Origin of the sequence: Anaerocolumna sp. MB42-C2 (genome assembly GCF_030913705.1) — a bacterium.
Lineage (GTDB): Bacteria > Bacillota > Clostridia > Lachnospirales > Lachnospiraceae > Anaerocolumna.
On sequence record NZ_CP133190.1, the window covers coordinates 1,935,865 to 1,949,905 of the forward strand.

Annotated in this window: 11 protein-coding genes; 1 reads left to right on the forward strand and 10 read right to left on the reverse strand. The window is 35.5% G+C overall.

Annotated elements, in window-relative coordinates; all coding sequences use genetic code 11:
- Window positions 1–4 precede the first annotated feature (4 nt).
- Window positions 5–1,567 (forward strand): response regulator, encoded by a 1,563-nt coding sequence (locus tag RBU59_RS08690; RefSeq protein ID WP_308147485.1) that lies wholly within the window; start codon window positions 5–7, stop codon window positions 1,565–1,567.
- 169 nt (window positions 1,568–1,736) lie between these two features.
- Here RBU59_RS08690 and RBU59_RS08695 read toward each other — a convergent pair whose 3' ends face one another.
- The 10 genes from RBU59_RS08695 to RBU59_RS08740 form a co-directional block, all read right to left on the reverse strand.
- Window positions 1,737–2,783 (reverse strand): NAD(P)-dependent alcohol dehydrogenase, encoded by a 1,047-nt coding sequence (locus tag RBU59_RS08695; protein WP_308147486.1) that lies wholly within the window; start codon window positions 2,781–2,783, stop codon window positions 1,737–1,739.
- 207 nt (window positions 2,784–2,990) lie between these two features.
- Complete coding sequence (locus tag RBU59_RS08700) at window positions 2,991–4,112, reverse strand: ROK family transcriptional regulator (RefSeq protein ID WP_308147487.1); 1,122 nt, start codon at window positions 4,110–4,112, stop codon at window positions 2,991–2,993.
- A gap of 183 nt (window positions 4,113–4,295) precedes the next feature.
- Window positions 4,296–6,086: an aspartate--tRNA ligase gene (aspS, locus tag RBU59_RS08705; protein ID WP_308147488.1), complete on the reverse strand. Its 1,791-nt coding sequence runs from the start codon at window positions 6,084–6,086 to the stop codon at window positions 4,296–4,298.
- A gap of 63 nt (window positions 6,087–6,149) precedes the next feature.
- Complete coding sequence (locus RBU59_RS08710) at window positions 6,150–6,455, reverse strand: Dabb family protein (protein WP_308147489.1); 306 nt, start codon at window positions 6,453–6,455, stop codon at window positions 6,150–6,152.
- A 26-nt stretch (window positions 6,456–6,481) separates the two neighbouring features.
- Window positions 6,482–7,732, reverse strand: a complete 1,251-nt coding sequence (gene hisS / locus RBU59_RS08715) for a histidine--tRNA ligase (RefSeq protein WP_308147490.1) — start codon at window positions 7,730–7,732, stop codon at window positions 6,482–6,484.
- A 27-nt stretch (window positions 7,733–7,759) separates the two neighbouring features.
- The gene (locus RBU59_RS08720) at window positions 7,760–8,413 is read right to left on the reverse strand and encodes an HD-GYP domain-containing protein (RefSeq protein WP_308147491.1); all 654 of its coding nucleotides are present in this window, start codon (window positions 8,411–8,413) and stop codon (window positions 7,760–7,762) included.
- A gap of 82 nt (window positions 8,414–8,495) precedes the next feature.
- A complete protein-coding gene (gene hemZ, locus RBU59_RS08725; protein ID WP_308147492.1) occupies window positions 8,496–10,085 on the reverse strand; it encodes a coproporphyrinogen dehydrogenase HemZ in 1,590 nt (529 codons plus the stop codon).
- A gap of 22 nt (window positions 10,086–10,107) precedes the next feature.
- Window positions 10,108–10,749 carry an MBL fold metallo-hydrolase gene (locus tag RBU59_RS08730; protein ID WP_308147493.1) on the reverse strand — a complete coding sequence of 214 codons (642 nt, stop codon included), beginning with the start codon at window positions 10,747–10,749 and terminating at the stop codon, window positions 10,108–10,110.
- Window positions 10,750–10,784: 35 nt separating this feature from the next.
- Window positions 10,785–13,064, reverse strand: coding sequence for a RelA/SpoT family protein (locus RBU59_RS08735; RefSeq protein WP_308148563.1), 2,280 nt, complete (start codon window positions 13,062–13,064; stop codon window positions 10,785–10,787).
- A 367-nt stretch (window positions 13,065–13,431) separates the two neighbouring features.
- The gene (locus RBU59_RS08740) at window positions 13,432–13,956 is read right to left on the reverse strand and encodes an adenine phosphoribosyltransferase (protein WP_308147494.1); all 525 of its coding nucleotides are present in this window, start codon (window positions 13,954–13,956) and stop codon (window positions 13,432–13,434) included.
- Window positions 13,957–14,041: the final 85 nt, after the last annotated feature.

A 14,041-nucleotide genomic window follows, 5' to 3' on the forward strand; every position in this document is an offset into this window, starting at 1 on the left:
CATTATGTACCGTTATATCATAATTGATGATGAAACTTTAACCAGAAAAGGAACAATAAAAAAGATCGGAACATTAGATGGCCGAGTTCAATGTATCGGTGAAGCAGATAACGGAGAATCAGGTATGCAGCTTATTGATGAAACAGATTCGGATATTATAATAACTGATATGAATATGCCCGTAGTAGACGGCACCCAACTACTAAAATTAATACGGGAGAAATATTCAACTAAACAGATAATCGTTATCAGCGGATATAAAGATTTTGACTATGCAAAACAAGCGATCCAGGCAAAAGTAATCAGTTATATATTAAAGCCTTTTAGTAAGGAAGACATACAAAATACCATGATGGAAGCAATTCATCTGATAGAAAATAATCAATCCTCTGACAATAAAATTATATCCATTGAGGCAGAAAAAGAATATGTTCAATACGGTTATGATATCCAAATGCTGAAAAACCTTATTTTAGGTTACCATAACCGGCAGCTGGAATTAAACTCAGAAAAGCTAAAAACCATGTATTCCATGCACCATATAGTACTAATGACAATTCATTCTACTTCTAACTTAGATGAAACTGCCTTAAATAACTATGCCATCACCAGTGGATATGGAGATTTGGGCTTATATATATCTCATCTGAATAATGATAAGATGGGATTTTTTGTCCTGTTTTTTCCGGATAATACACCAGTTAAACTAAATAGTCTCTGTAAGCAGATCAGCTCCGGGTTGATTCAATTACTGATGGAAATGGATTCTTCTGTCTCTATCGGAATCAGTAATATCAAATCTGATTTACTGCAGTTAAATGCTGCTTTTAATGAATGTGTAGATGCACTAAATTCAAAGAAACTGACAGATTTAAATCATTATTATTTTTATAATGAGATTAACAATACACATAAACGTTTTAGTTGGGAGTTATCAGATGAATTTTTATTCCGTATTGAGGCTGCAGAAGAAACGAAAGTAATTGACTTAATAGATAATTTATTTAATTATTTTATGTCTATTCCAGATTGTACATTATATGAAGCCAAATTTTACTGTAATGATTTAATTCAAAAAACAAAAATTATGTTAAGTACTTACTATCAGTATTCCTCTTTAAATAATGATTCCTCAAGTATAAAGAATATATTTAATTCTATTTTTAACTTTGAAGAAATGAATAATTATTTAAAACTACTCTTCACTAATATATCTTCTAGTATGGCAAATACCAGTATTTATAAGATTGATGACAATATTGGAAAAATAAAATTATATATTGATAGAAATTATAAAAATAATCTATCCATGGAATTTATATCTTCCTTGTTTTATATGAACCGAAGCTATTGCAGTTTTTTATTTAAAGAAAAAACCGGTGAAAAATTTGTAGACTATGTTAACAACATACGTATAAATAAAGCAAAAGAGCTATTAACTCAAACTGATATGAAATTGTATCAAATATCAAAATCCGTAGGTTATGATAATATCAAATATTTCTTTCGTGTCTTTAAGAAACAAACTGGTATAACTCCGGAGCAATACCGTAAAAATATTAAATAAGAAAAAGGGGCAAAAAATAAATCCATCTTATTTGGGTTTGGAATATTGTTAACATCTGCAAAATATTAACTATATTCTCTCCCATATAAGATAGATTTTGAATTTTGGAACAGCCTTTTTATTTAAAAGTTCTTGTCACTTATACCTATATGCAAGAAAAAAATCTTTCTTATCCTATTTTTATTACTGCTTTTACTATCTCAGCTTTATTATTCACACTGTAATCCATTGCTTTTTGAGCTTCATCCAAAGAGAATTCATTCGTTACAATTCCCTTTAGATTTACCTTGCCTGCTGCCACTGCTTCTATAGCCATGGGATAAATATGACGATAACGGAACACGGTTTTTAAAGTAAGCTCTTTATCTAAGATAAGACTCATCGGGAGAGTCATCTCACCACTCTTGCTATAACCTACCAATACTATATTGGAACCTTTTTTTGTCATATATACCGCTTGTTTCGTAGTGATCTCAGTTCCTGCTGCTTCAACTGCCAAATCACAGCCCGCACCATTAGTTAATTCCAATATGGCTTTTACAGCATCCGTTTTACTCGCATTAATTACATCAGTAGCACCCAGTTCCAATGCTTTTTCTAATCTTTTTTCCATAATATCTACTACATATACCTTCATGACACCCATAGCTTTTAAAGCCATCATACAAACCAGACCAATACAGCCTGCACCCAAAACAACTGCAGTCTGACCGGCTCTGGCATTTCCCTGTATAGCTGCATGGAATCCCACCGCTAAAGGTTCTATTAAAGCTCCCTCTAATGTACTTACATTATCCGGAAGTTTAAAACACAAATCCGCTTCGTGAGCCACATACTCCTGGAATACTCCGTCTACCGGCGGGGTAGCAAAGAAAACAACCTCAGGGCATAAGTTATATCTTCCGGTTTTACAAAATTCACAATGTCCGCATGTTTTTCCCGGCTCTAATGCAACCCTGTCTCCTGTCTTTAAATGTTTTACATCCGCACCGACTTCTACTACAACACCACCAGGCTCATGCCCCAGTACAAAGGGTGGTTCTACTATGTAATCCCCAATTCTCCCCGTTTCATAATAATGCAGATCTGATCCGCAGATCCCCACATATTCCAGTTTAACTAATACCTCATTGTTTTTAGGGCTTGGAATAGGTCTTTGTTCAAAACCCATTTCTCCAATACCATTCATTACTGCAACTTTCATCAATCCGTCCATAGAAATAACCTCCCAAATGATAATTTATCTCTTTTATAAAATGTTTTATTAAAGTTATTATATTATTGCATTCTTATACTAAAAAGTCAAGTCAAATCCAGTTATTCTTTTACTATTTATTATTTTTAACCGGTCAATCAGATCCGGAGCTGAAATACACATAAATAAAACCTTATGACCATATTGAAACAATCATAAGGTTTATACTTAGTATATGGAATTAAAATATCGTTCTATAAATTGTATCCCTGCTCCAACTGCAGCCGCTTCTATTTTATACTTACCGCTTTTGATATAAGTAGTATCTATGTCAAAGTTATTATATATCATAACAGCCTGTCCTAATTCTACCAAATACTCTTCCAAATATCCACCGACATAACCGCCTAAAATTATGTCGCAATCAAAAGCCATTCTTAAATTTGATACTGCAATTGCAAGATAATTGATGTATTCATCCCAGGCTTTCTTACTATCTTTATCGCCGTCTTTTAATTTATCAAAAAATAAATCCAGATTTTCATCGGTATATTTCGATAAATTCAACGCAGAACAATAAACATCCATACACCCTTTCTTACCGCAATAACAGGTCCGTCCGTTCGGTTCTATCACCATATGTCCAAACTCAGCACTTTTAAAATTATCTCCCATGTATATTTCATCGTTAATATATACCGCACCACCCACTGTATTACTCAAGGATAAATATATACTGTTTTTTGCTGATTCTCTAAGCTCTGCATAAGCTGCACTATTGGCATCATTGCTGAACGCAACTTCATATTTTAAAAATTGGCTGAACTTTTTGAGACTTAAGTTACTGACTTTAAAGACATGGGTTCGCAATAGAACTGAATTTGATGTATCAACGATTCCGGGTATTGATAAACCAACACCCAGAACCTTATTTTTGTCGATCTGATTTTCATTTAGAAATACTTCAAGTTCAACTCCCAAAATCTCGTAATATTCAACCGTGTCCTCATAGAACCGTTTTAATCTTTTATATACGGAAACCGTACCACTGGTATCAACAAGAACCATACTGATATGATTTTTTGTAATATCAATTCCTACCGCATATTTGTGCCCTTTTGCCAAAGCCAGTGCACCGGCCTTTCTTCCGCCGGTAGATTGATATTTCCCGACTTCAGTCACGATACCATCCTCCAGCAGTTCTTTCACATTCTGCAATACCGTAGGCATACTAAGTCCAAGCTCTCTGGAAATCTCCTGTTTCGATGTTTCGCCTTTTTTATATATAAATTTGACTATTTTTACTTTGTTTCTATGTTTCGTTTCAAAATTATTTGGTATTCGTTTCATAAACACCTCTTCTAAAAGTAAATGATTTATCACTTCTATTATAGGATAATTCAGAGTCTAATTCAATTCTTTAATTAATATAAAAAAAGTAAAAGGTAATAAAGTTAAAAAACTCTATTACCTCAAAGAATTTATTATTCTGTTACTTTAATATTCTGTTACTTTATTGTCTCTGTTAATTTACTATTGCTCTTCTAAAACAACTCCGATTCCAAGTTCATCTAATTGTTTTTGCTCTACTATATTCGGGGCATCTGTCATTAAACAGGAGGCATCTTTTACTTTAGGAAAGGCGATTACATCACGGATACTGTCTTCCTGTGCCATAAGCATAATAAGTCGATCCAGTCCATAAGCAAGTCCGGCATGGGGTGGAACTCCATACTTAAACGCATTTAATAAGAATCCGAAACGATCATAAGCATCTTCTTTGGTAAATCCTAATACTTCAAACATTTTCTCCTGAACATTATTCTGGAAGATTCTCACACTGCCGCCGCCGATTTCTGTTCCGTTTAATACAATATCGTAAGCTTTCGCCCTTACTTTACCGGGGTCAGTATCTAATAATTCCAGATCTTCTTCCATAGGCATGGTAAATGGGTGATGTTTAGCTGTAAATCTTCCTTCTTCTTTGGAGTATTCCAGTAACGGGAATTCCGTTACCCAAAGAAATTTATACTCATCTTTCTTTAATAAGTCCAGATTTCTTGCTATCTCTAAACGTAAGTTACCTAATACATCAAATACAACGTCATCTTCATCAGCGGCAAATAATAATAAGTCGCCCGGTTTACCCGACATTGCTGATACCAAAGCTGCCAATTCATCTTCTGTCATAAATTTAGAGAAAGAGGATTTATAAGTACCGTCACTGTTAATAGCAAGGTATGCCAATCCTTTTGCTCCAAATCCTTTGGCAAATTCAACTAATGCATCGATTTTCTTTCTTGGCATCTCAGCTTGTCCATCTGCATTGATACCGCGAACGGAGCCGCCTTTTTCCAATGCTCCTGTAAATACGGAAAAACCGCAATTCTTTACAACCTCAGATACATTTTTTAATTCCATTCCAAAACGGATATCCGGTTTATCGGAACCAAAACGGTCCATTGCTTCCGCATAAGTCATCCTCTGGATAGGAAGTGCTACCTCTATACCAATGGTTTCTTTAAATAACTTTTGTAATAATCTTTCATTTACGCCGATTACATCATCTACATCCACAAAGGATAATTCCATGTCAATCTGGGTAAACTCCGGTTGCCTGTCCGCACGTAAATCTTCATCACGGAAGCATTTTACGATTTGGAAATAACGGTCGTAACCGGAACACATTAATAACTGTTTAAAAATCTGAGGTGATTGGGGAAGTGCATAAAAGTTGCCTGGGTGAACACGGCTTGGAACCAGATAATCCCTTGCACCCTCCGGTGTACTCTTAGTAAGCATCGGAGTTTCTATTTCCAAAAAGCCCTCTTCAGCTAAAAACTGACGGGTTAATGTGGCAACCTTACTTCTCATTATCAGGTTTTTCTGTAAATCCGGTCTTCTTAAATCCAGATATCTATATTTTAATCTTAATTCTTCTTTGGTTTTGCTCTCTTCTTCTATTGGGAACGGCGGTGTCTCTGCTTCAGACAGGATACGAAGTTCGGCAGCTCTAAGTTCAATACTGCCGGTTGCAAGATTTTCATTGGCTGCACCGGAACGTGCTTCAATCTTACCAACTACCGCAATAACAAATTCACTTCTTAATTTCTCTGCTTTCGAAAATCCTTCTGCGCCGATATCTCCTTCTTCAAATATAACCTGTAAAAGTCCTGAACGGTCTCTTAAGTCTACAAAGATAATTCCGCCTTTATTTCTGCTTTTTTGAACCCATCCCATAACGGTTACCACTTCTCCAATATTGGAACCGGTTACTTCTGTACATCTGTGGCTTCTGTGCAAGCCCTTCATTGATTCTGCCATTTTGACCTCCTTTTGTTACGTATCAAATGATACGCCAAAACTCCTTTGCTATCATATCACTGATTATTCATAATAGTCAATACATTTCCGGTCTTTCACAACAGATCTCACAAAGGTTGCAGCTTTCACATGCTCAGGATGAACCTGATAGTTATTCAATGCTTCCGCACTCTCAAAGGAGCTGTCCAAAATCAAGTCTGCATGACCGGAACCGGACGGCAGGGGCTCCGTAATTACTTTTATGGAAATAACACCGGGTACCTTATCAATTAAAGCTTCCAGACTTTCTTTGATGATTTTTGCATGCTCCATCTTTTCCTCTTCTGTAAAATTATCTCCGTGTTTCCACATTACAATATGTTTCACCATAATCAATTTCCTCCGTTATTTAAAATTTAGTCTCTGCTAAAATACTCTGCGATTTTTTCCAGTGTTTGCTCAGTCTGTTGACCGCTTTCCATGTTTTTTATGGATACTTTATTTACGGCTAATTCATCTGCGCCAATAATAATTGTATTTTTAGCTCCGATCTTATTCGCATATTTCATCTGAGCTTTTACACTACGGTCCATATAATCGGTCTCTACTATGATTCCTGCATTTCTTAACTGATTAACTACTTTGTAAGCTGCTGCTTTGGATTCTTTACCTAAGATACCAACATATAATTCAATCGCTGGCTCCGGTTTTAGTTCTACATTTTCTTTATCCAGGAAATAAATGATACGTTCTATACCCATACCAAAACCAACAGAGGGAATATCCTGTTTTTCATCAATCTCATGAATCAGATTATCATAACGGCCGCCTCCGCATAAAGTAAAACCTTCCTCATTAACAAATTCAAATACAGTTTTCGTGTAGTAGTCCAAACCTCTGACTATACCGGTATCTATTTCAAAAGGAATATTTAACTCTTTTAATAAATCCTGTAATTCTTCAAAATGTGTCCTGCATTCTTCATCCAGATATTCTATGGTTCTTGGTGCATCTTTTACAATCTCTTTGCAGGTCGGAACCTTACAATCCAATACTCTTAAAGGGTTTTTAAGCATTCTTTCCCGGCAGGTCGGGCATAAATTCTCTTCCTGTTTCTTCAGATACTCTAATAATGCTTCGTTATAGGTCTTTCTGCAATTACTGCAGCCAATGCTGTTTATGTGGAGTCTGGCATTCTTAAGCCCTATCTTCTCTATAAAAGTAGTAATTAAAGTAATTAATTCCACCTCAGCCAAAGGACTTTTAGAACCGATAAATTCCACACCAAACTGGTGATGCTGGCGAAGTCTTCCGCTTTGTGGCTGTTCATACCGGAATGCAGGCGTTACATAAAACAGTTTTGTCGGCTGACTTTCCGCATATAAATTATTTTCCAGATAAGCACGTATTGCACCTGCAGTTCCTTCCGGTTTCAGGGTGACACTGCGTTTCCCTTTGTCTTCGAAAGTGTACATTTCTTTTTGTACTACATCTGTAGTTTCACCAACTCCTCGTTGAAATAATACAGTATGTTCAAATACAGGTGTAATCACTTCTTTTATATTATAAGTCCTGCATAATTCTCTTGCCAGTTCTTCTATCCGGGTTCTTTTGTACATATTACTTCCAAACCAGTCCTGTGTACCTTTAGGTCTTTGTGTAATCATGTCTTTACCTCCACATCTATTTATATTTTAATAATAACCATCATGAAGAATTTTTCTCCAAGAATAATTTTTTTTGTTTATTTCATGTACAAAATTGTTAACATCAGAAAACTTTTCAGAATGAACCACTCTTAAAAAAGCAAGGAATATTCCCATGTCAAAATTCTTCACTTCTTCGATTAATAAATTAATCGCAGTCTCCTGATTAAAAGCGGACCGGTATCTTCTGTCTGATATTAATGCCGCGTACACATCACATATCCTTAAAATTCTGCCGCCGATTGGTATGGCACTTTCTTTGAGATTATCCGGATAACCTGTACCGTCATAATTTTCATGATGGTGGTAAACAGATTCTAATATAGTATCATCATATTTATATTTTTTCAGTATTTCATAGCCGATTGCAGGATGCATACGAATGTATTTCATTTCTTCTACTGTTAATGTATTATTGCTGCGTTTATATAAAAACTGCCCTAACTTCAGCTTGCCGATATCGTGTACCATTCCTGCCACTGCCATGGTATAGCAATAATTCTCGTCCATCTCCATTTCTTTTGATAAGAGAAACGCTAATTTGCTAACCAGGATTCCATGGTCAATTGCCTCTTCCAGATCATCTTCCATAGCAGTATCATTTTCCGGTTCATATAAATCCAGTGTTTCCTGTAACAACATTCATATTTCCTTTCTATATCAAGAGCCTGTCTATCCAATCTATGTTAAAGACCCTCCGCTTTAGTGAGTTTGTAGGGTTTTCCTATGAATTAAAATAAGAATTTTCCTTTATGAAAATACGTTTTCTCTCAATCATCTCATCAATCCGTTCCACATAATCTTTTAAACTTTTTACATTTTCTACCCGTTCTAAACGGTTTTCCTTGTGAAACACAAACTTGGAAAGTGCACCTGCACCTAAAGCAAGGATTGTCTGCTTCTCTTCCATGATCAGTATGTTATATAAACCTTCTTTACCAAATTTAGAATATCCTATATTTTCGAGGTTATCTGCCATATTCTTCTGTCTGTAGAGATAATATGGAAGATAATCCGATTTCTTTGCATAATCAGATGTTAATTTTAACATGTCGGTAGTATCTGGGCATACCAAATCCTGATACTCTTCTTTCTGAATGTTTAATCTGGCTGCACGTTTAACTGCCAGTGTATGAACCGTTAAACTATCCGGCTTTAGCTTATCGATTTCTTCCAAAGTATAGGCTACATCTTCGGATATCTCACCGGGAAGCCCGACAATGATATCCATATTAATATTATTATGGCCGTAATCTCTTGCTATATGAAACGCTTCTGTAACCTGATGAACCGAATGTTTTCTGCCTATTAAATCTAAGGTTTTCTGCCTCATGGTTTGAGGATTAATTGAAATTCTGGTAACACCATGATCTTTTAAAACCTTTAATTTTTCTGTAGTTATGCTATCCGGTCTGCCAGCTTCCACGGTATATTCCAAAACACTTGAAAAATCAAAATTTTTTCTTATATGTGTTAACAATCCATCCAGCTGTTTGGCAGACAGGGTAGTCGGTGTTCCGCCTCCAAGATAAACAGTAGTTAGTTTTTTATTTATATTACAGCTTCCGGCAAATGTTATCTCCTTATATAAAGCATCTAAATAGGCTTCAACTACACTTGAATATTTTTCAAATGAATAAGAAGTAAAAGAACAATACAGACAGGTACTTGGACAAAATGGTATCCCAATATAAATGCTGTATCCATTCTTATAATCCATCTCATTTAACAGAGTTTTCTCTCTTTTAGCCACCTGGAGGCTTAATGCGGTCTTTTCCTCTGAACAAAGATAATCTTTCTTCAGACATTCCGCTATCTTATCCTCAGGAATATGTTCTTCCAGCTTTTCATAAGCTATTTTGGTAGGTCTGACACCAGTTAAGGTTCCCCATGGCAATATTCTTCCGGTTATATGTGATAAACAGCTGTATAACATCCTTTTTAAAAGATTCCGCTTACCTTTATTCCTATCGGCCCCGGAATCAAGTTTATAGTCACGGGTAGTATTATTCCGGTTTTCTGCATAACTACGATTTTCTGAGTATAATAAAACTTCATCTTCAATCGTTTTTATCTCAATGAAAGGATCCAAAAAATCGATATAAATCTGCAGAATATTGGTTATCGGAGGGGTAGATGAGTCTGTCTGATCCTTTATATTCCTTAAACTATTCCCTTTAATTATATCTTTCTCTGCCTTTTGTTCTGGAAGAAATTCCTTATACACCTTTATCTGAACATTGGGATAAAATGCCTTTACTAAGGAATATATATCATATTCGTATTCGTCTTTTGATAAATAAACCTGTATCATGACGGCTCCTATCTGCTTAATATCAATCCCAGAAATCATTATCTCCAATATAAGGATTATGAGTTCTTTCATATCCTATGGTTGTCCGGTCTCCATGACCGGGATAGATCTCAACATCATCCGGTAATACCATTAATTTCTGCTTTATAGAATCTATCAACGTTGCTGCGTTGCCGGTGGGAAGATCCGTTCTTCCTATTGACTCCAAAAATAAGGTATCACCACTGATTAGAACTTTCTCTTTCTCAAAATAATAACACATACCCCCGGCAGTGTGTCCGGGAGTATGAATCAACTGTATCTTAAGACCGGCTAATGTAATCTGTTCCTTATCCCGAACATATTGATCTGCCTTTAAAGTAATGTTTTTGCGTATCATATAACCGCCGTTTAAATCAGAATCTGCCAGCAGTTCTTTTTCTGCTTCACCGGCTATAACAGGTATATTATAACGCTTTGCAAGACTCTCGGCTGCCATAATATGATCAAAGTGACCATGAGTTAATACAATCGTTACCGGATGTAAACCCTGTTCATTTAGTTTGTCTGAAATTACCTGGGCCTGATCTGCAGGATCAATAATAATAGCCTCTTTTGTATTTTCATTGGATATTATATAACAATTGGTACTTACAAGACCTAATACATAAGACTGAATTTTCATATCTGCCTCCATCTGCCTTTATCCCCATCCTGCTTTTAACCGGTTGTACGTTCAATATCCAGCACGCTTTCTATGCCGCGTAATTTGGCAACAATATATTTTAACTGTTCCACTCCGTTAATTTCAAAGCCTACACTAATGGTTGCCGTTCCTTGTTTACTGGTTCTGACTGTCATTGATGTTACATCTATTTTATTTTCCGTTAAAATTTTAGATACATCAACCAATACACCGCTTCTGTTATTAGCATAGATTTTGATTTCCGCAGTATACAGTTCTCCCTGCATTTTATCGGGAGATACATTCCATTCTGCTTCAATTAACCTGGCACGGTCTTCTTCGGATAAATTCATAAGATTAATACAGTCCGTACGGTGGATAGATACACCACGGCCACGGGTTACAAACCCGACTATTTCATCACCCGGAACGGGACTGCAGCATTTAGAAAAACGAACTGCAACATCATGTATTCCCTCAACTACAATACCACTTCTGGATTTCGTAAAGGCAGGTTTATTCTCTTTAATATCAGAAATGGTATCTAATACCTTATCATCGGTTATATCTTTTTTATGTTTTTTATCGTACTCATCTTTAAGCTTATTAATTACCTGGCCTTCCTTTAAGCCACCGTGGCCAACGGCCGCATAGATGGAATCCCAATCGCGGAAACCATACTTGGACATTACCTTATTCATAAACTCAGGTTTTAATAAATCACTAAGATTAATGCCCTTAGCCTTACAATAAGCGATAATCATATCTTTACCGCGGGTGATGTTATCTTCTTTTAGTTCGGTTTTAAACCATTGATTAATTTTGTTTTTAGCCTGAGTGCTTTTCACCAAAGATAACCAGTCTCTACTTGGTCCTTTGGAATTCTGGGATGTAATAATTTCTATGCGGTCGCCGTTTTGAATCACATAATCAATATTCACTAATTTACCGTTTACCCTTGCTCCAACCATCTTATTACCTACTGCACTATGAATGCTGTAAGCAAAATCGATGGGTGTAGATCCATTAGGTAAATTTTTAACATCTCCGGTAGGTGTGAAACAATATACGCTTTCAGAAAATAAATCCAGATCACTCTTAAGCAGACTTAAGAATTCTTTATTATCCGACATGTCCCTCTGCCACTCTAAAATCTGTCGCAGCCAGGTTAATTTAGCTTCTTCCGTATCATGGCTATTCTTTCCGTCCTGCCCCTCTTTGTATTTCCAATGGGCAGCAATACCATATTCTGCAGTCCGGTGCATCTCATAAGTCCTGATCTGTATCTCAAACGGCTGTCCTCCAGGCCCGATTAATGTAGTATGAAGAGACTGGTACATATTCTGTTTCGGCATGGCAATATAATCTTTAAATCTGCCAGGTATTGGTTTATACATCTCATGAATAACACCGAGTGCAGCATAACAGTCCTTTACAGATTCCACTATAATACGAACAGCAAATAAATCATAAATCTGATCCAGTGTCTTACTTTGATTGACCATCTTTTTGTATATGCTGAAGAAATGTTTCACACGTCCGTCTATTTTAGCTTCTATTTCTGCTGCCTGAATATGAAACCGTACTTCTTCCACGATTCCGTTAATGATCTCTTCTCTTTCTCCTTTTTTGGAGTTTATCTTCTCCGTTAAATCATTATAAATTTCCGGTTCCAGATATTTTAAAGATAAATCATCTAATTCTATTTTAATTTTGGATATACCAAGTCTCTGTGCTATAGGAGCATAGATATCCATGGTTTCCCTTGCTTTTTCTTTTTGTTTAATGGGAGTTTGATATTGAAGGGTCCGCATATTGTGCAGACGATCCGCTAATTTTATTAATATAACGCGGATATCTTTTGCCATAGCCAAAAACATTTTTCTTAAATTTTCAGCCTGGATTTCGACTTTATCCTTAGAATAACTTAATTGAGTTAATTTTGTAACACCATCTACCAGTAATGCGATTTCTTCGTTAAACTCTCCCTTAAGTTCTTCAACCGTATAAACCGTATCTTCCACTACATCATGGAGAAGTCCTGCTACTATGGTTTCTTTATCTAATTCCAGTTCAGCCAGAATAATAGCTACGCATAAAGGATGTATAATATAAGGTTCCCCGGATTTCCTGAACTGATTTTTATGAGCAAGATCTGCAACATGGTAGGCTTTTTCTATCATGGAAATATCAGCAGACGGATGATAACTTTCCACAATTTTAACTAATTCCTTATATAATACATCAGGACTTGTAAAATCAGCAGGAATTAACATTTCTTTATTTTTTTTGTCGTTATTATCTTTATCCTTCATCATATATGCCAATTCATCCATGAAATCACCACCAGTCTGTAAGTTTATCTTTTTATTATAATCAATCTCTAAAAAAAAATCAATTCATTTATTGAATAATGACTTATCCTGCTGTTTTTTGTCATTATTATCCAGGTTACTATTCAAGAATTTAACTATTTTTGTCATGATATAACCGAAAGAAACACACTTTGCTAGTTTCTTCAGTTTGTCTCGCATTCTAATTTTTCACTTCGCTTTTGCTAAAAATTTAAGCCATAGGTTATAATAGTACATTTAACCTATGGCAAAATTTAATATAAATATATGATTTAAGTTTAACAAAGTTCTTACAATGTGAATAAGTAATTGTTTATGATAGTATTTCTTATTTTCCTTCGTATTTTATAACTGCATCTACATTATAACCTTTTAATTTATCACGTCCATGAAGTCCTTCTAATTCGATTAAGAATATAATTTTAACTACTTCACCGCCTAAGCTTTCAATCAGTTTCGTTATTGCTTCAATCGTACCACCGGTAGCAATTAAATCATCTACGATTGCTACTTTCTGCCCTGGCTTTATTGCATCCTTATGCATTTCAATCGTTGCAGTACCATACTCTAAGGCGTATTCCATCTGTATGGTTTCACAGGGGAGTTTCCCTTTCTTGCGTACCGGAACAAATGCTTTATTTAAATTATATGCAATCGGTACTCCAAAAATAAAACCTCTTGATTCAGGCCCAACAATAACATCTATGTCCAATCCATCTAAAAGCGTCTGCATTTGATCGATTGACATTCTTAAACTGTCTTTATCCTGCAATACACTTGTTACATCCCTGAAAACTATACCTTTTTCAGGAAAATCAGGTATACTTCTGATATATTCTTCTAACTTCTTCATATTAACGTCCTCCATAACACATCTACTTAAGATGTATGACTGCCACTAATAATTTGTGAAAGAATCTATATGTGGCATTCCTTTC